Source organism: Rhodococcus sp. NPDC060176 (assembly GCF_042728675.1).
Lineage (GTDB): Bacteria > Actinomycetota > Actinomycetes > Mycobacteriales > Mycobacteriaceae > Rhodococcus_F.
Genome location: NZ_JBHWYS010000006.1, coordinates 265,254 through 287,605 on the forward strand (window position 1 = coordinate 265,254; position 22,352 = coordinate 287,605).

The following is a 22,352-nucleotide window of genomic DNA, read 5'->3' on the forward strand; positions in this document are numbered from 1 at the left end:
GATCTCGGTCCGGTGTCGCGTTTGATAGTATCGCACCCGTTCGAAGTCGACTCTTTTGCGCTTTTTTCGTCGCGATTTCGGCTAAGTAGTGTTCGATAACTACGAGTGGCTTGTCAACACGAATGAATTGTCAGTGCACGTTTGCAGCCCCGATGATGAGGAGGTTTCAGAAGAAAAATCGAATTCCCGAGAACGCTGAGAGGCTTTGGGTTGAAAGACGATTCCCGGTATGGGTAAGTGGCGTCGTGATCGCGAGCGAGAAGATCAGTTGGGTTAGAGTTCAGGCTGTAAAATCAGTACCGCGATTATATCCGGCCTCGTCCTGGTCTAGTCGGTTAAATCATTTCTAGTTATCTGTGTCGGTCTAGTTACGGGCGCGTAAAATTCGGCAGCTTTTATGTGCATTCTCTCTGTTTTGGCAAATATCGCTTGTCTCTCGTGTCTGAATCATTCAATCAGGTCTAGTCTTTATGAAACTGAGGTGGCGGAATCGATTTTTCGGTCGAGAGTATCCAAACTGCGATTACCCCTGATTTTGGCATGACCCAGCCGTCGAAGCCGATTCCGACTGTTTTCTCGGGCACGGTAGTGGGCATCTGAAAACTCCGTACTTTCTTGCTACTGGAGATGAACGGTATGAGACGCATCTCTGCGATTCCGCAGTCTCCGTATTCGAGTTCGACATCGAGGCCCTTTGACGGTTGCTCAACATCGACGTGGAGCATGTGTCCGTGTTTTCGCAGTATTGTGCGGTAGGTGTAGGCGATGGTGACGAGTTCCCGGCTGTCGACGATGTCTTTGCCGATGCTGGCGGTGTAGGTCTGTCCGCTCGCACGGGAGTTGCGTCGGATGGGGCGATCTTCGCCGTCGACGCTGAACTGGACGAGTTCGAATGCGTCCCGTGTATGTCCGTCGAATCCGCTGGCGGGGTTGATGTACCAGACGGAGGTGTCGCCTGGCTCTTCCATGATTGCGCGATACTCGCGCATATTCGATACCGCTGTGAAGCGTCGATAGTTGGTTGCTGGTCGGACCTGGTATTCGTAGCGAGCGGTCAGCACGAAGGCTGGGGGAGTCTCGTTTCCACTTCCTTGCGGTAGGGGTGAGAGGTTCATGCTGATTTTGGTGTCGTACCACCGCTCGGTGGCGGCGATGGCCATATCTCGTACGTCTTCGTAGATGTCTTCGGCGAAGGTGCGGTCGCCGAGTCTGAGTGTCAACGCATTTCGTGCCAAGCGATCGAGGAACTCGTCGGTGGCGACGACGGTCAGATGATCGATGTTGTCGGCAAATGCTTGGATTACGGAATCGCGCAACGTGGGAGCGAGTTTGCCGAGTGCACGGACCATGACTTTTTCGACGAGCTTCTCGATCACGACGCCTCGGTCGCCGTCTATCCATAGATCCAGCCCGATGCCGACGAGGCCGGCGACGAGCAGCGTTCCTCCCACCTCGCTGATTGGGAGAACGCTGATGAACCCGGACATGCTTTGCGTGCCCAGGTATTTACCGAGAGCCATTAAAGCGATGCCGATGGTTGCGACTATGAAGGCGAAGAATGCCAGTTTGAGGTGTACGAGTCGTTGGTTGGGATCACGCATATTCTGCTTGCAGTATAGCAAGCGTGAGCGGTTTTGAGAAGACGAAAAGCGCAGGGTGCCAAGCATATTCGCACTCGCGTGCAATTCGCTGGAGACCCTGCGCCCATGGTTCTTCGGTCAGCTTCAGTTGCCGCCGCCACTGATGATGTTTCCTCCGCCGCTCATATGCCGCACCCCCTTTCCATGTTTGGTTGCCCACCTCCGCGTGGGTTCGACGTGAACGGATCGGCCAGAACCGTGTCCGTTCCGCATGTTCAATGTAAGGCATATACGCATGGGTGTAAAGCGCATGCGTACGTTTCGCTCTGGCCGTTTGCGCGTGTGCCGTATGAGGTTGGATTCGTGTCGGAACCAGCAAAGCCTCCCCTGAACGAAACAACCCGCGAATTTGGTGCACGTATCCGCGCCCGACGCGAGGAGTTGGGGCTGAGTCAGGAAGCTGCCGCCGTTCAGTGCCGCATTCACTGGACTCAGCTGGGGAAGGTGGAGCGCGGCCAACGCAGTCTGCGATTGGAGAACATCATCAAGATCGCCTTCGGTTTGAATACGACACCAGGCGCTCTGCTGGACGGGTTACCTCTGCCTGCGGGGGAGTAGGTCCAGCCTGGCCGAAGCGGGCTTGTCTGTCGAATCTGTAACAGGTCGAGAGCTTGTCGATTTCGGTTCTCGTCGAATATGACGGGCTCACCGGTCTGACTTCTTGGAACACGAAATCAGAGTGGTGTCCGCCCTCGGTCTCTCTTTACGGCGGTGTGGCACCGTGTCGAGAATCCGGGACGGAAACGATGGGCATCACAACTTGAGGGATGAGTGTCTGACGAAAACAGTAGACCTGATAGTAAAGGCGGATATGAGTATCGGAGCCACTGAAACCGCCCGCACCAATGAGAAGTGCATTCTTGCTGTGGCGTTGGTCTACGGCTACCCAACTGATCTGCGGGAGTTCGCTGCCTCGCAAGCCGTGGTTGCTCCGATGACGAGGGACCCAATTTCATGTCGAGAAGTCAGTCGCGTGTGATGGCACGCGGTGGTGTTCATGCGTACGGTCGGATTCGCGTTGTTCTGAAACACGAACACTAGGACAGTCCGGTGGTGCGGGAAGTGGAAAGCTCAACTTCGAGCTCTCTCACTGGCACCACCGGCGCATTACGCGTCCACGACACGCACCCGAGTGACGAGCGTCCATCGATCCCAAAGCGAAAGTCCCCAGTTTGCCGCCTCGAAGTAGTCTTCGAAGACCAATTGATTGCCTGCCCACCTTTCGGTCTCCCCGGCAGTCTGCACTTCGACGCGATACTTGGCCCGATCGAGCAGCAGAGCACGCAGATCTTGCGGGATGCTCTGAGTCTCGCCCTCGGAGTCAGGCTGCCCAACTATGACCGCGTTTCCGCAAATAACATCGCGATGTCGAAATGTCGGCGTGCTGAGCCACCACAGTAACGTCGCTCGGCGGTTTAAGGGCAACCCCAAGATCTTCGACTCATCGTTTGCGAAGACCGTTGCCGCAGGCATGTCCAGATCTATGGCCTCGATATGACCATCGACAGCTAGTTGGTAGTCACGGAGGCTGGTGAAACGACTTTCGTAGATTGGGGTTGACTGGTTACACGGTATGACGATTCCCGTTGCCATGGTTCGGTACCTTCGTTCGTGGGCGCTATCTCCAGCCGGTCGGCTGGAGAAGTACGACAGCGAACGATGAGGTGGTGACACTCTTCTGGATGGCAAGCCAGTTGCTCCTATGCTCCTACATTTACTCATGGTGGCAAGATTGTGTAAATAGCTGCGAGGCAATCCCTTTCGATCGCTGTGTTGGATCCCTGTTAGGGCGTGTTGCTAGTTACTTGATCAGCGATCGTCGGTGATGCTGGGGAGTCGTGTATGTGCTGTCGGACGGGCCTGGCTTTGCTCGGTCCGCTATTCCCTCCGGCGAGGCAGCGAAGCTTGCCACTGGTAGATCGCGGGCACTTGGTGGAAGCAGTGATCTGGCGGTTTCGAACGGGTGCATATGTAGCCGGTGACGAAATTCCGCTTCCGGATGGGCAGCGACGCCTGGCCAGATTCCAAACGGTGTCATTTAGAATCTGCAGTCCCGCATCTCCTCGATGCTCCTGCGCTTCATCCGGTACGAAAAGACCCAACCCGCGATTCGCGCGCTGGTTTTTCAAGAGAAACCGCATGTTCGACAACGAGCAGTTCTACGTCCGCGGTAGCTGACCTGTCACGAAGAAATCAGCTATTTGACGGCCCTCCGTTGCCACCAGCAGCGGAGGGCCGTCTCCGTAGTATCGACATATCGTCACTCTCTGCAACAGGCACAAAGGAGTACCTCGCTGTGCGTACCGAAGGAATCGCTGAAGAAGTTCCACCCTTTGAAGCCGCAATGAAAGCACTCCAACATGCTGCGATGACTTACGGACTGAACTACCGCGAGCTGCTTCGAGCTGCTCACTCCGACTTCTTCGAGGCAAAGCCCACGCCGACGCAATCACCCTAAGCCGATTTTCAGGTAGGGGCAGTCGCTTCGTGTGAATGGTGAACGATATGCCATACAGTAGCGCCGGATCATCGCTTGAGTGGACAACAGCAACGCCAAACCGCGGCTGGCAATGAATATGTGATCATACCCATCCTGAACTTTCCCCATACTCGGTAGACCGTAGAAGGAGGAGCTCAGCTGACCGTCGAGCGCCATCAATCAGTCATCGACACCGACTACCACCAGTTCATGATCGAGGCAGGCCCACTACGAGAACTGATCCACGGTCAAGATCCTGACTCCCCACTCGCGATGTTCGCAGGCGATCTGCTCCGTGTGAACGTAGGAATCAAAAGTGGGCCAGTGAACGTCATCGTAGAGATACACGAGTCGCCGCCTCCTTACGACGACAGCGCATGGCAAGACTCCGTCGAAGGTGACCTGACTCAAGATGCCGATCACCGCGTTAATATTGTTTCGTTTTGGGACAATTTGAACGCAGACGGGAAGGCCGCTGATATTCACGGCTTGACGCCTCCAGGAGAGCGCCGGTATCGAGTACGGATTTACGGTCGAGGAAAGAACATCAACTTTGATGACCACCACGACGGCGATCCCGTTGAGGACTATCTGATTCAAATGTGGCCCACTACGATGGACGAGCCTCCCAGGCAGATAGAACATGCGTCCGGAAGATAACTCGGCTTACCTATAGTTTGCGATCACAAGATCTCTGCGGGCGTTCGTCAATCGACGTCCTTAACTGGCGCTCAGCATCTTTGTATTTCGGTTTGTCGTACCTATTTACCGGAGGTGTATCCTTCTGCTCGCGGTAGAGCGCCCGTGTCAGCCAAGCACCGAAAACATCGTTGAATCCGGTGGGATGCCTTGGCGTCAGGAAGGGGGTCCACCACCACGCCACGAACACAGCAGCGAAACCGCACAAGAGGACAGGTCCGAGATTCGACCGCTGTGGGGCGGTGAGCCACGCGAAAACGATGGTAAGGACCGACGAACTCCAGTAGATCGCTCTCGCATGACTGCGGTACATCACGTAAGGCGTAGCTACGATCATCGCCACAGCCCCTGCAGTGATTGCACAAATTCCACAAACGGTGGTCATGATGTCGCTTGTAGGGAGATGTGTTGTCGGCATGCAGGACGATTCTGTTGGAACCAAAGACCGAGGAGCGCTACAGCGGGAAACTGTTGGCTCTGGCTGTGTCCAGGTTCTGAATCCCGAGCGGCCGTCGAACAGGATATGTTGCTCACGCTGCCCGACGTTGTTGTCGACGCCGTAGTTGGAAGAGGATCTGCACGCCGCGAGCGGCAATGAAGACAATGGCCGCGATTGACGCTCCGAAAACGAACGCGGACTCGGAGGAGACCATGAACAGCACTGCGGGAACTGCTATTGCGCCGAGTACGGCGAGCGCAATCATGTCCGGATTCTTCATGAGGCCGCTTTCTGCTCGGTGGTGTCTTCTGTGATCACGTGGTGCACGATTTCCTCCGGGAGTGCGCTCGTCTCACCCGTCCATCCTCCGCATTCGAGGCGTAGGTAGCCGTCTTGAAAGGGCGAGGCTTCGGTGATGATTCCCGGTCCTACCCGGTAGAGCGACGATCCGTGCGAGGTGTTCTCGACACGGACACCTGGCTTGAGCACGAGGTCGAGTGCATAGCGCCCGCGGGCGGAGGTTTCGATCTTGTCAATATCGGACCAACGCAGATATCCGCTGTAAGCGCGGCCGAGTTCCATGCGCATGCCATCGCCGTCAATATCGATACGAAACCGTCCGACGTACCTCAGGGGAGAGAGAATGCTGGCACCGATCGATAGAGCGCCGAGCACCAACCACCAATTCGAATTGAACGAGCTACCTCCGGACTTGGTCGCGTAGTTGAGCCCGACGCCGACGAAAGACAGAGCACAGGAGACCAACGCCGACCACAACCACAACGCCGATGCCCATCGGGTTGAGGCGGTCATGGTGAAAGTGCGGCCTTGACCTATTTCTTCTGAGGTCGTCGCGGGTTTAGGAGGAAGGGCCACGAACGTCACTAGCGAAATGCAGCACACAGCGCCGCAGGCCGCAGCAATTGCCCCCAATCCGAAAACCGCATTCGAGGAAGCCTCGTACATCACGATCGCACTGATTGCGAAGACAACGACACTGACAATGAACGCGAGGAAGCCCAGCTCGCCGCGTTTCTGGGTCCATTGAGCATGGAGGGTGCGTGTAAGTTCCGTCCTCGAAGTCATCGAACTACCTTTGCTTCTATCCGAGCTCGTCATCTAGTCCCAGAACTTCGATATCGCCCACGCCGCAGCATAGCCAGCTGCCACACCAACGGCGACCGCGACCACCACGGGGGCGGCACTGACAGCAAGCACTGCGCCACCGACAGCTGCCGCTGCGACGGTTCCTCCCACGTTGGTAGCGACCGATTCGGCGACACTAGGTCCGTTTTCTGATGTGAGATCGGAGGCTATCGCTGCTCCTGTGACGATCCACCCAAGCGCAGGGATCGGTTTCGCGAGGCCCTTCCCACCATTCACTGCCCCTTGCCACACGGCGCGTGTCGTCGACACGTTCGGCGCTCGCGTCGCAGTAGCTCGTTCTGCCATTTGCCCCGGGGTATCAACAATTCCACCGATCACGTTGATAGGACCGAATTGAGTAGTCCAATTCTCGTCGGTCGAGGGCTTGCCCTGCGGTGACGTTCGGGGAGTCATCGAATTCGGTGCCCCATCTCCGGTGGTGCCGGGTTTGATCGGGACATTGCCGGTGAAACCGTCCGGGACGTCGCCGTGCGCTGCAGCGAGTTGGTTGGCCGCTTGCTGCTCCGCGCTGACGGATGGCTTTTGAGGTGTCGTGCGCGCTGTCATCGAATTCGGTGCCGACGTATTCCCGCCAGTGGTGTCGCCCGAATTCGTGTTCCCACTGTTCTGCGGACTCGTGCGCGAAGTCATCGAGTTCGGCGCACCCGAAGTGTCTGTACCCGAAGGGACGTCGCCGTGCGCTGCAGCGAGTTGGTTGGTCGCTTGCTGCTCCGCGCTGACGGGCGGTTTCTTTGCGCTGGTGCGCTGGGTCATCGAATTCGGTGCCGACGTATTCCCGCCAGTGGTGTCGCCCGAATTCGTGTTTCCACTGTTTTGCGGTTTCTGCGCGCTCGTGCGGGAGGTCATCGAATTCGGCTTCGACGTGGTATTTGAGCCTTTGGGTATCTGTTTCGAGGCCACCGAGGTGGGTGCTTTCGCCTTCTTTTCCGGCGGATCAGCCAAAATCGGATAGGCGGTCGCTTCGTCGGCGTACACCTTCTGAATGAGACGGGCGTCGCGAACTTCGTAGTCAGTCGGAACAGGATTGCCGTCGGCGTCGTACGCCCACGGAGCTGCCACGACCGAGACGGGGTTTCCGTCCGCGTCGAAGACGGTGACTGAGCCGTCCGGATTAACGCTCATATGCCCGCCGGGCGGGACGTCGACGGGGATTTCCGCTTCGTGTGAGGACGTCGCGTCGTGGATGAGGAAGAACGTACGACGTCCTCCGCCGGGTTCGGTGACCGTGATCTTCGACTGGCCACCCTTCGCATACGCCATGAGCGGTGAGGCGAGGGTACCGACTGTCTGGGAGAGGATCGATTCCGGCGTACGCCCACGCAACGGTTTGCGTGGGCCGAACGGTGAACGACGCCCACGTACTCCGATCCCGCCGGCTGTGAATGCGGCGGCACCGACCAACACGAGTTCGAGATACCGGTCGCGCCCGTCGTTGTCGCTGAGTCCCGAGGGGGTGACCGTGGGATTTGATTCCGATTGCCCGGGAGCACTATTCGGCGTTCCAGAGGGAACAGGTCCGGGACCACGATCGGGGACCGCTGTGGGTGCGGTCGATCCAGCGGGTTGGGGTGTGGTAGGTCCGCTGGTGGTCGTCGGAACCGGGACTCCTGCAGGGTTGTCGATACTTGGCGCTGTCGGCGTATTCGGCTGTCCAGGCAGCGCGGCGCCGGGGACGGGGACGATGGGGGTGCCGTTGTAGGAAGGGAAGTTCGTCGGCGCGTTCGCGCCGACGTTCGGGCCACCGCCCGGAGCCTGTGCACCCGGTAGTCCGACGGTGGTTGTCGGGGCGACGGTCGCTGTCGTGGACGGCGCGGTCAGGCACGGGTTGATGTACTCAGGCGGGATCGGAGAACCCGGCGGTAGTGACGCGATCAGATTCAGGTAGATCTGATGATCACGTGCCCGCACCGCCGCACAGTCCTCCGCTGGTCCCGCGGTCGCGGGTGCGGCGATCAGTGCGATTCCCGCACCAATGGCTCCAGCTACTCCAGTCATGACTGCTCCGGCAGCGAGTACTCCCGCGATGGACCTGCGCAGCTTCAGCACGGACTTCACCGGCGATCACCGGTGTTCGACTTCTTCCGCGCCTCGGCGATGAGCTTGTCCGCGCCCCACCAGAACACCCGGCCCGCGATCGACATCCACAAAAAGAACGCCAGATACACCAGAATCGTCCCGTAATCAGCCGCCCAACCACCGAGTCGTCCGATCACCGCGAACGCCGCAATAAGTAGCGCTAGCCCGAATACAGTCGCGATCGCGCCCTTCGAGGTTTCGCTCAGTTCACTGTCCGGGTCCCAGTCGTCGACGTCCGCACCGCGGCCACTACGAGCTGTGGCCGGCGGCTCCGTCATCGGGCGGGACCGAGAGTGTTCGGCGTTGTGGATGGTCATGACGGGACTCCAAACGGTGGACGGGTGAAGTGGTGCAACGGATTCGGTGGTGGATCTACATCCCTGCGAGATCGGGAGGGCAGCGATGAACTGGTCTGAAATATGGTTGGAGCACCACGCGGACTACTGCAGTTCGTGATGGCCCTCAGAGTGCTCAGAGAGTGCCGTCACCGAAAATCGCAGGACGGACCGCAAAGCCGAGGTGTCAGTTCCAGTGCTGGTAGGTCTGCACGATGTAGCCCCCGGTGACGGGGTTGTTCGGGTCGGACACGTAGATGTTGACGTAGCCACCCGGATGCGCCGCAGCTTCGGCGATCACGACCCGATCGGGGGCGCTTGCCCTGCCATCGACGTTGGTGATGACCGAACCCGGAGCCCGGCCAACCCAACGTTGCGAGCCGGGAACAATGTTCGCGATTGCATCGGGGATCGGGCTCGCCGCCAGTGCTGCGGTTTCCGCATTCGAGAGCGAAAGCCCGATCCGACCCTGCTCCGGCTGCACGATCGGGGTAGCAGCCGATGCCACGCCCCCGCCGATAACACCGACGAGGGCGATACCTGCGGTAAGCGCTCCGGCTGTGACCAAGGTGCGAATCTTCATGAACTTCTCCTGTGATGCTGATTGATGGGCAAACCCGTGACTCGGGCCTCGTGTGACGGGGTGTGCGAGGGCATGGTGGCCTGCGCAGAGTGGGTTGAGAATGCAGCGCTGACGACGGCTGCTCCGGGTTAGAGCCAGGTCGGATCGGAATACACGAACAGGCTGTTGTCCGAGGTTGCAGTTGAGACGGCGAGTTGTGCGTAGGAGCGGATCGTGACCGGCCCCATGCAAGCGTCAACCTTGATGTGCACGTTCTCTGCCGTGATCGACCCTTTCGCCGCTTCGAGGTCCTTCTTGCCGAGTGGGATGGTGGTGATCGTTCCCGGTGCGATGGTGGTCTGGATGCTCGGGTTCACCGAGGCGTTGACGCCGATGTTCGCCGACGGGACGCCGGAGATGCTGACGCCGACAGACGGGCCGAGCGAAAAACCGAGCCCCAAGCCAAGTCCGGAGGAGACATCGATCTGGCAGCCGATCTGCAACCCCTGCTCCACATAACCGGTCTTCACTGCCGAATCACCCTGACCGCCGATCGTGCCGGTCACCTTCGCCGACACGAACCCCTCACGGGTGAACGCCGTCGTCGCCAAATTCGGCACCGGGTTCGCCGACAGTTTCGTGGCGGCAAGATCCAACGACCAGCCGTCATCGGTGACCGTGCTCGCGAACTTGTCGGGAAGCGCCGTCGGCGTTGCCGAGGCGCTCCCTGCGAAGACCACACCAGACGACAGCGCGGCAACCGCACACGCCGCAAGCCCCACTGCGGCCTTCGAGTGACGCCGAGTCGTACGGGATTTCGGGCTGGTTGCCATGAGTAGCTCCTACGTCGCGGGCCAGCAACCGTTTCGGTAGCTGAACACTAACTGAATTGAAGTTACCGGACAGTACCAAGCGTTCCGTTTGATCACCAGGCTCCAGATCGGCCGCAGTCGGCTTTATCGTGAACTTCCGGTCACGGATACATCTCGGCACGCGCCTGACCAGCACGTGGGACTTTCGTCCCAATATGGCGAGCGTCACGAAAGTCGCCCTGCATGCTGACACAGTGATGAGCGGGCAAACAGAAGAACACGCTCAGTTGAGATCTCTAAGCACAGCGTGAGGACGCCGAACTTGCCGTTACTTCTCGCTAGACGGTAGTTGAATGGTCAATAGTTAATTGCTGGCGCGTGTTTCTGTGCGGCAGGCCAAGCACAGGAGTTTTGCGGGCGGAGCCACGCGGGAGCGAATCACACTCGGCACTATCTGAGGTATTTCGGTCAGAAAGTCATGTCAGGCGCTCGGTAAAGTCCCGAGGGACTCGTAAAAGTTCGGCAACCGCCAACACGTTGCTCGGCACCTAGGCTCGCCGCCGGACTGTGAAAGCAGGCTATTCGCTGCGGAGGCGAAACGGTGAGTGCCACCACCGCTCGGGTAGGCGAATCGACGAAATGCGGCCAGTAAGGCCTCTACATCGAGACGACTGGGCTAAGCATCACCCGGAAAGGGCTATCCCCACTCATCCCACAGCGCCTGTGCGTAACCGTCGGCTATGCAGCCCACCAGATGACACCCAGCGCCGCGATGATGCTCCCGAGCACCAATATCGCTTCCGGCGTCAGCCCGGACGAACCGTCAGATGAAAGATCGACACGCTCCTCCATACGAGCTCGCAGCCGTAGCAGGGCGTTCTTCATGACGTCACCTCCAGTGGCGACGCGGGTTCATGATGCGCCAGACGGTCTTCCAACGCGCCGACGATCGCCAGCAGTCCGAGCAAGGCGGGCTCGGCAACGTCCACACCGCTCTCTGCATGCTGCACCAAGGCATCTCGCAGCATTTTGGTCATCAGAGCACCGTCCGCGATGGGAACGGCACCGAGCCTGGTCACCAGACCGCTACTGGCATCTACGTCGCTCATCGAGGATCCTCATCGGCCAGTCGTACTGCGCGACGGCATATCCGAGGGCAGGAGCCCGCAGCGGACCCGCTCTAGAGAATATCGAGTTACATCGCAGCATGGTGTGTCAGGGTGCAGTGATCGCATTGGGTAGATCGCTAGGCGATCCGATCTCGCGTTCGTGGTCGGAAAACGCCATGATCGGCGTTGCCGATCGTCCGCAGGGGTCTCTCGTCGACGGGGCAGTCGCGCGTCGATGAGCGGAAACTGCCGCCGGACGCGGAAACAGGACGGTCTCGACGGCCACACAACAAGGGGACCGACGAGACCGGTAAACACCGAGAAGCAGGTGTTTACATCTCCACCTTAGATGTCACGCAGTTCTCGTGTCGGTGCACTTTGTCCTGCATATGGAGAGCGTTTGGTCCCGCACCGCGCAAAACCGGTTCGCATGGGTGGGGCAATCAGTGAATCGTGGCAGCGCCCAGTTTCAACGAGAGGCTGAACGCTGCGACGAGCATCGGCACCCTGTTGAGCGAGGCGGCTTGCCGGCCACAGTGTTCGGAGACCGTGATCGGCGAGCCATGCACGCCGGAGAAGATGGAGGAACTTCGGCGCGCAGTCTGTTGGGGCTCACCGACTGGGTCGGTGATCAGTCCTTGTGTGTACCGGCCGGTGAGCCGGGCGTACTGAGAAACCGAGGCGGAAGCGGTACGCCGAACATGGTGCCCCGCCGACGGTGTGGTGACGCCATCAACGGGGCGCGGGTGCCATCTCCTCCATTGGAGGACGGAGATCTCATGATGTCAATTCGATCAATAGAGGACGCGTTGAAAGTGATACCAGTCCTCGTGAAGTTACATCTAATTGAGGATGCTTCAAGTACTGCCGATTAACTCCAGAGGCGGCCATCGAGGAGCACACTGGCGGCAGTGATTAATCCGGTGATGGCACAGAGGCCCACCACGAGTGCCGTGCTCCACCAACGAGTGGGGCTGTAACGCCTGGCCCGACGCCTACGGGACCTGATGACTTGAGCGTTCATTTTCACTCTCGCATCGTTCCATTCGCACCGTTTATCCCAAATAGGTCGGAAGTCCCTAGGTTCCATAACCTTTCGCCCGGAGTAGGCGTAGAACTGCGGGGATGTGTCATGACGCCGCGACTGGACTGCTGGCGGGCAGCGGGCCAGCTACTTTCGCCATGTAGTAGCTAAGTGGATTCTGTGCCGTGACAATACGGACTCGTGCAATCAGGAATGGTTCGATCGCTGGACGGGGTGGCCTGCCGAGTCTTCAGTGCAGAAAGCTCGGCAGGCCCCTGTGCACCGACAGCCATCACGTCTGTCTGGTGCACAGCCGGGGTGGTCCACCGGCGAACATGTGAGTGTCGCCCCGGTGGACCATGCATGCCGCCGACCGCCACGGAAAGCGACATGCAGTCATCGGTAGCCCGCCAGGTCGAGGTTAGGTGTTCAACCCGGCGGGCCGTGCTTGCCACCGACTGTCACGAACAGTGGCACGCAGTTCGAGTGGCCTTAACCTGTTTGCTCGGCGGAACAATCCAAGGCAGGCGGTGTGCGGTGAGCCGACGAACCGCTGACGCACGGTACGAATGATACTTCGCGTGCTCGGAGCCGCGGCCGCAACCCGGACGATGCCGGGCAGGTGACCCTCTCGGGGCCGTCACGGCAGATGGTGGGTGGCTCGCCGGCCAAGGTGTTCGGAGACCGTGACCGGCGAGCCCAGCGCATCGAAGGGACATGGAGGAATCTTCGATACGCAGCTTTTTCTATCGCTCACCGACCCGAGAGTGACCAGCGGGTCGGTGAGCGTGGCGTACCGAGAACCGAGGCGGAAGCGGTACGCCGGTACATGGTGCCCCGCCGACGGTTTGGGGACACCGTCGGCGGGGTGCAGGCGCCATCTCCCTTGTTGGCGGAAACAAGGAAACTGTGACGCCAATCGGAACAATAGGCGACACAAAGACGCTGATACTAGTCTTTGCGAAGTTACAGCTACTTGAAGGCTGCACTACCTCTGCGACTTTCGATAGGATCTGCGAGAAATACGTATTCGGGAGGAGGCGCCGTGCCGTTGTTCGTTTTCAGTCTTGTGACGATCGCTCTGTGGACTTTCTGCCTGGTCGACGTGGTCATCCGAGACGTGAGATACATCCAGCATCTGCCGAAGACACTCTGGATGGTGGTGATCCTGTTCGTCCCGATGCTCGGATCGGTGTTGTGGCTGGTCGCCGGTCGTGGGCAGAGCGCGTCACCGGACTACGCGAGCGTTGCTGCGCACGTCGATGCCGAAGGGAGGCGAACGGTCGCAGCGCATGATCCCGCAGCCGAGGAGGCGTTTCGGCGGGAGTGCCGTGAACGTGCTGAACAACAACGACGCGTCGTTCGGCGACAACGCACCGACGGTGATCCGGGCCAAATCTGAGATTTCGAGCGCAAAAGATGTGAAATACCTTGAAGCGTCAGCTCGACGCATAAGACTTAGAATTGCGTGAAGTGCGTTCTGGGGGAGTACGTTCTGCTTTGCCGCCGCACCCGATCGCATCGGGCGACCGGAAGGCGTTTTGCTCTCACTGCATACTTACCAGCGTTTACGGGAGATGCACGTTCGTGAATTTTGTCGTTCGACCGGTGTCGACCCTGCCGAAAGTCACAGGGGCAGTGGTGGAGTCGAACAATTGGCGACTTCACGAGGGGTATCCCGCTGTCGATTGGTTGACCATCGCAGACTTGAGTGCTGCAGTGGTTCAGGAGCGGGCGACCGGATGGGACTTCGAGACGTGGGTGTTGTACGGCGACGAGTCCGGGCTGTTCGGGCCCGACCTATTTGCGTGGAGCGAGTTCCACTCCCGCCCACTCGACATCGGAAGCGGAGGCACGTGGGTGGACGGTCGTCACCGCGCCGCATTGATCGCCGCATCGGGGAGCGCAGCATATCGCCGTGGCTGATCCTCGATGGCGACCAACCTGGGCAGTACGCATCTGACGACAACCCTTGGCGGTCAATTCCCGCGACTCCAGGTACGACCACCTCCCAAAGACGCACCGAATTGACTGTAGGGTGCTGGCTGCCATCTTTTCCGAAACAAACAGAGGTCCCTCACTATGGCCGAAATCTTCATCCGCACCTTCACCGACGACCTCGACGGAAAGCCGATCGATTCGGGCTTCGAGCAGCGTGTGACGTTCTCGTACCAAGGCGCCGACTACCAGATCGATCTACGGCCAACGAACGCCGATAAACTTGAAGCAGCATTGACACCGTTCATCCAGTCCGCCCAAAAAGTTGGCACGGCCAAGAAGAACAGCGGGACACAAGCTGCTACGAAGACCGCTACCCCGCATCGATCACCAGAACAGCTACAGGCAATCCGGGACTGGGCCAACAGCAACGGGTACGAGGTGTCGAGTCGCGGAAGGATTAAGAAAGAAATTATCGAGGCGTTCGACGCTAGTCACTAGAAACACTTAGCTATCACGCCCTGGCTGTAGTTCAGGGAGTACGCGTTTGGGACAACGAGGCAAACTGACGGTCGCGCGCAGCAACCGGGAGACAGGCTATGGAGCCTCTCTGGGCCTACGCGGTCGTTTCGGTACCTTGCGAACCTCATCCGCGACTCGTCGGAGTCTTCCGTGAGGAGCCAGCGCAGGCTTGCTGCCCGCGATATTCTCGGCTTGCTGAAAGAAGGCCGCAACCGCTTCGCGCTCCGTATCATTGAGCTCGTTCGCCCTGCCTTCGATCATTCGTGTGAGGGATTTCTCCAGTTCCGGCGAGAGATCTTCATCTACAACATCAGCGTGCGAAATGAGCCATTGTTGCTTGGCGGCGTAGTCCTTCGCGAGTTTCAACTGCAACTGGGCGAGCATGAGGGCGCTTCGGGTGATCGGGATCGAAGGCTCCGCGACTTCCAGATCGGCGACGGGAGCCAAACTTCCCTCGTCCACAACGTCGACCTGCGCAGCGTCAGCGTCGGATGATTTCGTTTTAGCTTCAGCTCGTTCCAGCGCCCGAATACGCTGACGCGCCGCGAACTCACCCAGTTTCGCCTTGGCCGCGGGAGCTGCGACGTCTCTGATCAGCGGGACCAGGAACTCGCGTATCACAATGCTCCCGGCGTCGGCTATGACGTCGGCGAGTGCTTGTTGGCTCGGTGTCAGTTCACGTGGAGAGGAGACTGAAGACGCCACGAAGATAGGATCGCCCCGGTATCTCTCACGAAGTTCCTGTTCGTTGACCCGTCGAGACTCGGTTGGACCGGCAACATTCTTTGAGGTCTTGCTGCGAAGGAGATCGCTCTCGAAATCCTTGGACTTCGATGATTTCGACCTGTAGGTGTCCTTCTTCCGCCGAACGACGCGGATCTCTTCTATGTACTCGTCATCGTTCCTCACAAGCACACCAAGCTCGACCAGGGTCGCCTACTAATATCTACGAAAACGGCAACAGAAGTCATGGCCCGGATCCTACTGGCGCTTCGACAGTATCGAGGGTTGTTTCCGAACACAGCACTCCTGTTCAAAGACAGCCATTTCTATGTAAGCACTCTTCCGCTCCGGTCGCGTGGCGATCGCAAAGAGTCTGCAACGCGGATCCTCCGAGTTTTTCTTTCAACGAGGATTCGGCGTCCGCCACAACTCAAACGCGTCGTCGCTGTCGTCGTTCGCAATGGCACGGATCCCGTCAGCGTCAACGCTGAGGATCTCAGCGAACTGCGCGCGCCCTGATTCCGCAAGCCCTTCCGGCAAGTTCGCACCGTCCTTGACGGAGGTACCTGCCATGTCCAGAAACCGGGCGATTCGAAGTAGAAGCGGACGAGGGACGGGCACGAGAAACGCACTGGCCTCTGCGGTGATCATCCCCAACGTCGAGAGATGACTCAACCCTTCGCTGACGGCGATGTCCTTGAGGTTGGCGTGCGCTACCTTCAGCGCTTCCGCCAAAGCTGCGGTTGTCAGCCCCACCGCCGGGATAGACATCGAGATCGTTCGCTCGAACTCGACAAGGTTCGCACCCGGAGCTTCGTCCGAAATGGAGAGTGCTAGCGACCGGGCAAACCGGGCCAGGTGTTCATCACCAAAACTGCGCTGAGCTGTTTGACGGCTGACGCGCATCAGCGTCGCGTACTCAGTGACTTCGTCATCGAGAATTGTTTGCGCTTCGGTATCGGTGATCGTCAGACCGAGGTCGAGGAGGATAGCGCGCAGTTCTGTGGACCGGGTCGACAACCAGGTATTTCGCGGACTCATTGTTGACTCTTTCTGCGCGTACATTCTCTGCGGCCGTGCTCTCAGGCCGATGTGTCCGACGTCATTATCGCATCAGTATTGGAATGGCGAGAGGTGGCGCTGGAGCTGAGGCCGACACCCGCCTCAGTGAGTCCTATCAAGTTTTCTACCAAACCGGATCGATATCGACCTTGTAGCGTGCGTGCTTAAGGACGGACAGAACGGTGAACGTCTTCGTCCGGCCAGGCTTCATGCTGACTACCGCAGCTCCGCCGGTGTCGGCAATCGAGCCGTCTTCTGCGTAGCGGCTGAAGCGTCGACAGATCCAACCGCGCCCCTGGACGATGTGGGTTCAGTGCCTTTCGGGGGCTTTGTTACGGATGACGTTGTTGATCAATTCGACCCAGCCGTCATCGATGTCGGGGCCCGCTGCTTGAGCGGCGCGGGCTCGGATCGCCTCGCGCATTTGCTCTTCTGTCATGCGGCTGTCGGTTGGTCTTGCTGGCAAAGGACTTGAATCGGCGTGGGGTACCCATTGACGAGGGCGGCGGCGATGAGGAGCCTCTGGTGCGGGTTTGCTGTGGCAATGCCGTGAGTGTTCACGGGCCATTATTACCAGATCTAAGCATTTCGCTAGATTTCAGGTTCGGTCGCAGGCTCGTCGGCTTGAGCGGCGGCGAAGAGTCGGTCGACGAGAAGGTCTCGGAGTTCGTCGCGTTCATTGAGGGCGGCCTGGAGGGCGTCGAGGACATCGACCATCGCTTCGTCGCCGAAGGTCTGCGCGTTCTTGCGCAGGTGGGCACGTCCTTGTGGGCTGAGGTCCGTCACGTGGGTTCTCCCGGGGATCGATTTCTTTACCATCCTATTACTTAACCTGCCCATGTGGGCACACATCGAGAGCTACGCGCCGAAACGCGCATGCGGGCGGTCGACGTCGACACTGCCCGCACAACGCGCTCAGCGCTCCGAACCGTTGTGATCTCTTATTAGTTCCAATCGATTGGTTGCCCCTTTGGGTTGTTTCGACTTCGGTTTCCACGCCGCTCGAAGGTGCGTCTCCCCAGGATCGTTGTGCCGAAGCCGAAGTGCTCGATTATCTCGGCGGTCGGCTGGCAGTCAGCTTCTGCATCGACATTGCCGTGTCCGGCCCCGCACGCAAGTCTGGTAACCGATGGGGCCGCAGCTGTGAGTTCTGCGGTGAGAACTCTCGGTGTCGCGACTCGTGAAATAGGACATACCTGCGACGCTTCCCGATTGGGACATGACGGCATCCGAGGTCGCCATCGGTGGCCACGGCTTAGCATTCATCGCGATCGCAACGACCTGCCCCTCGCCACCATCCCCCCGGTCGCGTCCAGCGGTGGGGTCGGGGGACATTTTTCGTCCGTGGAATGACTGACAAGTAAGCGTGCGAGCGCGCGGTCGGTGAGCCGTGCGCACTGAACCGTCGCTTTGACATGGCGGAGTTGTCGGAGGCTCGCCGCTCTGGAATGCGCCGGAGCGGCGAGCCTGTGCTTGCCGAATTCCTATCTCCGGGAGGTTCGGCAAGACGGTTGTCCGTCGACATGTTCCACCGTGTCGACGGACGGTGCGCGCCTCAAGATCCGACCAAGGATGAGGCACGCAGTTCGGGTGACCCGCAACGTCGGAATAGGGGTCCAACGCGGCGGGTCTGTGCGCGACGAAGCCGCCACCTCGCGGTACCCAGCACGCAGTCGGGGTGGCCCACCGAAGTGAAGGTGAGTGTCAGCATCCGGTGGGCCGTGCGCGCAAACGAGCCCTTGATTTCCCGTCGACGCGCAGTATTCGGTGCCTCACAGGAAGGAACGCGTGACTTGCGTGTCCGGAGAGGCACTGCTCCGCCGCAGCTCGGCTTAGTCCGGCGTCGCCTCCGCAGATTATGTGCACTCGGTGCCGGATACCAGTCTTCATGGAGTCACAGATACTTGAGTATTGAACTATCCCCAATTCATGCACAGCACATGGGGATAACTGATCCGGCCGCGCAACTGTCGAACTGTTTCGCTGTGCGAGCATTCAGAAATTGCATGGGAAAATGGCGCCTATGCCTTCAGGATTTGCGCGTTGGGTTCGAGATCAGATTGCCGCTCGTGGTCACCAGAGTGCCGAGGAGGCAGCCCGCGCGATGGGAGTGTACCCATCGCTGATGCGTCAGTGGACGACGATCGCACGGTCCCCGACTCCGCCGGTATTGCGGCGGGTCGCAGCGTTGTTCGATACGCCGGTGCCAGAGGTGCTGGTCGCTGCCGGGTACATGACCGAAGAAGAGAACGTGCCTTTGCCTGCAACGAGGACGGCGCTACAGCAGATGTCGAATAAGCAGATTCTCGACGAGATTCGACGCCGGACTGCCGGAGATTCGGGCGGGCCGCCGATCCCGGTCCGTGTCAATGGCGTGCTGCACACCCCGCACGGTCTGCCCACAGTGCTCGTCAGTAGCACCGTGGGCAGGCCGTGCGCGTCGAACGGCCATCAGGTCCACCCACCGCGCAGCCCGGGAGGCCCACCCGGGAGCTCGTCGGTAACTGCCAGGTGAGCCGTGCGTGCTACCCAAGCCCAACCCGGTTGCACGCAGATCAGATGACCTACTAGGTGGGGGATGTATGTCCAACCTAGAAGGTCGATACGTGCCACCGACTGTCAAGGAACAGCGGAACGCAGTGAAGGTGGCCCACCCGCAGTCACCCGGTCGGGTGGGCCGTGCGTGTCGAATATTCGTCGCGGCACCAGGTACGCAGTCCAGGTGGCCTACCGAACCTTGCGGACTAGTGCAGTAGGCCACACGTGCCGGAACCGACAAGGAAACGTCACGAACTGAGGGGCCCGCCGAAAAGTGTGTGACGACAGTGCCGGCGAGCTGAGAACCAAGCGTATCGCTACCGCTCGGCATTTGACGTCTTGGCTGGTGACTCTGGGTCAAATCAGGGCCAGTGCTACGGCGAGAGCTACGCACGCAAAGGTCAGGACTGCCCATGCCCACTGCTTCTGCTGGGGCTTGGTCGGCAGGTTGCGATCGTAGTTCATTAGGCTTCGCTTTCGTGAGCAACGAGGGGGTGGCCCGCCCCGCCCCCCAGATAGGGCGGGCCAATGTGTGTACGCCGACAAGGGCGCCGCACAGATCGAGGGCTCGTCGGAATGGCATGTGACCGCGTCACCGACGAGCCGCGCGCCCGGACCTGGCAAGGAAAGGGCGCCCACACATATTACTATCTCATTACTCAGTCGGAGTAGGTGGAGTCGGAAGGCTCGCTCGTCCGGCGTTCATGCGACAGATGGCTGTGTCAGCTCGGCAATCGCATCGGTCTTCTGATGGTCTGCGACCGGCGTGAAGATCTGAGTTGCTTGCAGGGAGGCGTGGCAAATCAAATGCTGCACGGTCCGTAAATCCGCTCCGCTTCAGACCAGGTTCGTGCTGAACCAATACCGAAGGCTATGCGCAGACCCCGGAACCCCGGCGCGTTCCATCGATGTACCCAAGGCATAGCCACCGATTTTGGTCGAATGTGGGGGGGTTGTTACCCCCTCTGGAGGGAACCACCACGCGGTGCCGAGGCATCGAGCCTGTGCAAGCTCCAGCAGCACCTCATGCATTGGGACTGCGGCCTTCACTCCTCCCTTTCCTATCACGTTGATCGTGGCGCCCGATGAGATCGACGTCCTTTCCCTGATGCGGGCAATCTCGTGAACAGGGAGACTGGCCAGCGCCACGAGATGCACCATGACGCGCGTCTTGTGATGCATATTGGTTGCCAAAAGGAGGGGCATATGTTCGTTGGAAACCGGACGAGGCTCCCCACACGGCCTACGGTGCGCCGACTTTGTCGAATGGGGTTGTGATCTTGGTATCCCCATTAGCTTCAGTCAAGTGAAGGATTTGCGGAGGCTCCAGCGATGTTGCCTCCGCAAATGTTTCACGGTAGATGCGCACGACAGTCGAGTAGCGCTCAGTGACGGTTCGAAGCGAGAACGAGCTCGCGAGTTGCCAGACCTTCATTCTTCGAGGAGTTTATTCCAATGGGCTGTGTCGTTTGATCCATATGAAGATCCCACTGGAGGAGTCTTCCAAGCTGCATGACCGGATAAGCATCCGGTCACGACAAGTAACGCGGAATGTCCGAGGAAAAGGAAGCCGCATATCCCCGGCACCAATCCCACCTCACGAAGGTTCCTGCAGTTTGATTGTGGTTCGACTTCGAGGTGCCGTCACGAAGGAGGGCAATGAGGTTGTCAGTCACTGCCGACCAGGTGAATTGATGATCGGATTTGCATTACTCGCACGTGATGACAAGTCCGTCGATCCCTTTCTACTGGAGCAGGGCTTCGAAAAGGACGAAATCGGTGAGGTCTGCGCGAACTAGACGCTCTTCGTCGGCAGTCAACGGCTGGGGAGCGGGTGTCGTCGTCGATTTCTTCACGAAGTTCTCCGCTTGAAGATCGCCATGTAATTGCGCCCCTTGACGTTTCCCGTGAAGTTCCCTGTCATCAGGACTTCTTGGTAGCTGATGAGTTCCCATCCTTGTGAGCCGAGGTGATTGAGATACTCGTTGAACTTCGCCATCGCCTCGACTTGTTTCTTCGCGTTCCATCGCTCGGTGATGTTGATTGATTCGGTCCAGTACTGCCATGTCTCCATGGCCAGGCAGCCTAACGAGTGCAGATCTTGAACACTTCAGAATCGCTGGAACCTGTGAGGTCACGGAGAACAAGGAAATCTGCACTTCTAGAATTACCTCATGACGACACGCGAAGAATCACCGACACCGGACGTCGACCAGATCACGAGTTGGTTCGCTGCACTCGACAGCCAGGCTCGCCGTGTCCTCTTCGCCGGCCCGCGCGCTGAGATTCCGAACGAGTCCGTCGACGAGATACTTACCAAGGGCACCAAACTCGCAGGGCCGTGGTTCACCGGCCTTGCGGATGTCGAGCACTTCCATCTTCCCGACGACGTGGCCGACTATGTCGACGGTGTACTGATCGAACTCCAGAGTTGGTGGGTTGGATTGTCGAACGAACAAAGGTTGCGATGGGCAGACGTCGAATCGAATCTCGTGCCAGAGGATCTCCAGACGTCTTATCCGGGGCTCTTTGCGTTCGTGATCGGCGACGAGGGGGCCTACGCCGACCCGCAGGTGGTCGACTTCATCGCCTTCGCCTTCGCCGTCGCCGGCGGTGGATGGCTTGGCGTTCGATGATGCCGAACCAGACTTCGACGAGGCTCATCCACGATGCCCACGTCGGAGTGAAATGGACGTGGATTCGCGGGTTCCCCGCCCACCACTGGCGGACCTCGGACCTCTTGTGGGCGGCGTAGTTGTTAATCACCAGATACAGTTCCTCGTCTGGATATGCCCGAGCCGCGTGCTTGACGAACACCAGAATTCGATGGTGACGGTATCGGGGCCGGCAAATCCCGGTCAGCTTTCCGGCTGCGATCTCCAATGCCGCGAACAAGGTGGTCGTGCCGTTGCGGACGTAGTCGTGGGTTTGGCGTTCGGGGAGCCCAATCTGCATAGGCAACGTCGGCGCCGTCCGATCCGGTGCCTGAATCTCCGATTTTTCGTCTACGCACACAACGATCTCGTTTTCCGGCGGATCGAGATACACCCCGACGATGTCGGTGACCTTCGCGACGAGTTTTGGATCGGTGCAAAACTTGAATATTTCACTGTGCCAGGGCTGCACACTGTACCCATGTCACGCCTCCGCGACAGTCCTGTTGCTGATTCCCAGTCGATCGGATAGCAATCGGGCGCTTCAATGGGGGACGCCGCGTTTCTTCGGGG

General features: G+C 59.2%; 23 protein-coding genes. 7 read left to right on the forward strand and 16 right to left on the reverse strand.

Translation table 11 applies throughout. The features are described 5' to 3' along the window. Positions 1–461: 461 nt before the first annotated feature. Positions 462–1,601, reverse strand: a complete 1,140-nt coding sequence (locus tag ACFWEM_RS25780) for a hypothetical protein (RefSeq protein WP_378538353.1) — start codon at positions 1,599–1,601, stop codon at positions 462–464. A gap of 342 nt (positions 1,602–1,943) precedes the next feature. On the opposite strand from ACFWEM_RS25780, the gene ACFWEM_RS25785 reads away from it, so the two are divergent. Further along, positions 1,944–2,198 carry a helix-turn-helix domain-containing protein gene (locus ACFWEM_RS25785; RefSeq protein ID WP_065352907.1) on the forward strand — a complete coding sequence of 85 codons (255 nt, stop codon included), beginning with the start codon at positions 1,944–1,946 and terminating at the stop codon, positions 2,196–2,198. A 549-nt stretch (positions 2,199–2,747) separates the two neighbouring features. Here ACFWEM_RS25785 and ACFWEM_RS25790 read toward each other — a convergent pair. Further along, positions 2,748–3,233 (reverse strand): DUF3846 domain-containing protein, encoded by a 486-nt coding sequence (locus ACFWEM_RS25790; RefSeq protein ID WP_378538359.1) that lies wholly within the window; start codon positions 3,231–3,233, stop codon positions 2,748–2,750. Positions 3,234–4,443: 1,210 nt separating this feature from the next. Between ACFWEM_RS25790 and ACFWEM_RS25795 the strand changes: the two genes are divergently transcribed. After that, on the forward strand, positions 4,444–4,779 hold the full coding sequence (locus ACFWEM_RS25795; protein WP_378538362.1) for a hypothetical protein: 336 nt from the start codon (positions 4,444–4,446) through the stop codon (positions 4,777–4,779). Positions 4,780–5,348: 569 nt separating this feature from the next. On the opposite strand, the gene ACFWEM_RS25800 is transcribed toward ACFWEM_RS25795, so the two are convergent. The 8 genes from ACFWEM_RS25800 to ACFWEM_RS25835 all read right to left on the reverse strand — a co-directional run bounded on the left by ACFWEM_RS25800 (position 5,349) and on the right by ACFWEM_RS25835 (position 11,318). After that, positions 5,349–5,537: a hypothetical protein gene (locus tag ACFWEM_RS25800; protein ID WP_378538364.1), complete on the reverse strand. Its 189-nt coding sequence runs from the start codon at positions 5,535–5,537 to the stop codon at positions 5,349–5,351. Further along, the gene (locus ACFWEM_RS25805; protein WP_378538367.1) at positions 5,534–6,070 is read right to left on the reverse strand and encodes a hypothetical protein; all 537 of its coding nucleotides are present in this window, start codon (positions 6,068–6,070) and stop codon (positions 5,534–5,536) included. The genes ACFWEM_RS25800 and ACFWEM_RS25805 overlap by 4 nt, the downstream gene beginning before the upstream one ends. Positions 6,071–6,376: 306 nt before the next feature. Continuing rightward, positions 6,377–8,419 (reverse strand): hypothetical protein, encoded by a 2,043-nt coding sequence (locus ACFWEM_RS25810; RefSeq protein WP_378538370.1) that lies wholly within the window; start codon positions 8,417–8,419, stop codon positions 6,377–6,379. Between the two features lie 56 nt (positions 8,420–8,475). Beyond that, a complete protein-coding gene (locus tag ACFWEM_RS25815) occupies positions 8,476–8,817 on the reverse strand; it encodes a hypothetical protein (protein ID WP_378538373.1) in 342 nt (113 codons plus the stop codon). Between the two features lie 205 nt (positions 8,818–9,022). Then, positions 9,023–9,418, reverse strand: a complete 396-nt coding sequence (locus tag ACFWEM_RS25820) for a hypothetical protein (RefSeq protein WP_378538375.1) — start codon at positions 9,416–9,418, stop codon at positions 9,023–9,025. A 128-nt stretch (positions 9,419–9,546) separates the two neighbouring features. Further along, complete coding sequence (locus ACFWEM_RS25825) at positions 9,547–10,230, reverse strand: MspA family porin (RefSeq protein ID WP_378538378.1); 684 nt, start codon at positions 10,228–10,230, stop codon at positions 9,547–9,549. 717 nt (positions 10,231–10,947) lie between these two features. Beyond that, complete coding sequence (locus ACFWEM_RS25830) at positions 10,948–11,094, reverse strand: hypothetical protein (protein ID WP_378538381.1); 147 nt, start codon at positions 11,092–11,094, stop codon at positions 10,948–10,950. After that, positions 11,091–11,318, reverse strand: coding sequence for a hypothetical protein (locus tag ACFWEM_RS25835; RefSeq protein WP_151097833.1), 228 nt, complete (start codon positions 11,316–11,318; stop codon positions 11,091–11,093). Before ACFWEM_RS25835 ends, ACFWEM_RS25830 begins: the two co-directional genes overlap by 4 nt. Before the next feature lie 2,069 nt (positions 11,319–13,387). On the opposite strand from ACFWEM_RS25835, the gene ACFWEM_RS25840 reads away from it, so the two are divergent. From ACFWEM_RS25840 to ACFWEM_RS25850, 3 genes are all read left to right on the forward strand, one after another. Continuing rightward, the gene (locus tag ACFWEM_RS25840) at positions 13,388–13,744 is read left to right on the forward strand and encodes a PLD nuclease N-terminal domain-containing protein (RefSeq protein WP_378538385.1); all 357 of its coding nucleotides are present in this window, start codon (positions 13,388–13,390) and stop codon (positions 13,742–13,744) included. Positions 13,745–13,929: 185 nt separating this feature from the next. Beyond that, on the forward strand, positions 13,930–14,268 hold the full coding sequence (locus ACFWEM_RS25845) for a hypothetical protein (RefSeq protein WP_378538387.1): 339 nt from the start codon (positions 13,930–13,932) through the stop codon (positions 14,266–14,268). A 156-nt stretch (positions 14,269–14,424) separates the two neighbouring features. Next, entirely contained in the window at positions 14,425–14,781 is a 357-nt protein-coding gene (locus tag ACFWEM_RS25850; RefSeq protein ID WP_378538390.1) for an Lsr2 family protein, read from the forward strand. A 96-nt stretch (positions 14,782–14,877) separates the two neighbouring features. Here the strand turns inward: ACFWEM_RS25850 and ACFWEM_RS25855 are convergent, their stop codons facing one another. The 4 genes from ACFWEM_RS25855 to ACFWEM_RS25870 form a co-directional block, all read right to left on the reverse strand. Next, a complete protein-coding gene (locus tag ACFWEM_RS25855; RefSeq protein WP_378538392.1) occupies positions 14,878–15,507 on the reverse strand; it encodes a hypothetical protein in 630 nt (209 codons plus the stop codon). A 420-nt stretch (positions 15,508–15,927) separates the two neighbouring features. Continuing rightward, positions 15,928–16,566, reverse strand: a complete 639-nt coding sequence (locus ACFWEM_RS25860) for a hypothetical protein (RefSeq protein ID WP_378538395.1) — start codon at positions 16,564–16,566, stop codon at positions 15,928–15,930. Between the two features lie 331 nt (positions 16,567–16,897). Further along, positions 16,898–17,026, reverse strand: coding sequence for a hypothetical protein (locus ACFWEM_RS25865; protein WP_378538398.1), 129 nt, complete (start codon positions 17,024–17,026; stop codon positions 16,898–16,900). A 152-nt stretch (positions 17,027–17,178) separates the two neighbouring features. Further along, positions 17,179–17,373, reverse strand: a complete 195-nt coding sequence (locus tag ACFWEM_RS25870; protein ID WP_378538400.1) for a hypothetical protein — start codon at positions 17,371–17,373, stop codon at positions 17,179–17,181. A gap of 1,237 nt (positions 17,374–18,610) precedes the next feature. Here ACFWEM_RS25870 and ACFWEM_RS25875 point away from each other — a divergent pair. Then, positions 18,611–19,102 (forward strand): XRE family transcriptional regulator, encoded by a 492-nt coding sequence (locus ACFWEM_RS25875; RefSeq protein WP_238592707.1) that lies wholly within the window; start codon positions 18,611–18,613, stop codon positions 19,100–19,102. 1,875 nt (positions 19,103–20,977) lie between these two features. Here the strand turns inward: ACFWEM_RS25875 and ACFWEM_RS25880 are convergent. Next, positions 20,978–21,199: a DUF4177 domain-containing protein gene (locus ACFWEM_RS25880; protein WP_064444356.1), complete on the reverse strand. Its 222-nt coding sequence runs from the start codon at positions 21,197–21,199 to the stop codon at positions 20,978–20,980. A gap of 100 nt (positions 21,200–21,299) precedes the next feature. On the opposite strand from ACFWEM_RS25880, the gene ACFWEM_RS25885 reads away from it, so the two are divergent. Then, positions 21,300–21,761 carry a hypothetical protein gene (locus ACFWEM_RS25885; protein ID WP_378538404.1) on the forward strand — a complete coding sequence of 154 codons (462 nt, stop codon included), beginning with the start codon at positions 21,300–21,302 and terminating at the stop codon, positions 21,759–21,761. Here the strand turns inward: ACFWEM_RS25885 and ACFWEM_RS25890 are convergent. Continuing rightward, on the reverse strand, positions 21,709–22,251 hold the full coding sequence (locus ACFWEM_RS25890; protein ID WP_378538406.1) for an IS630 family transposase: 543 nt from the start codon (positions 22,249–22,251) through the stop codon (positions 21,709–21,711). The genes ACFWEM_RS25885 and ACFWEM_RS25890 overlap by 53 nt on opposite strands. Between the last annotated feature and the right edge of the window lie 101 nt (positions 22,252–22,352).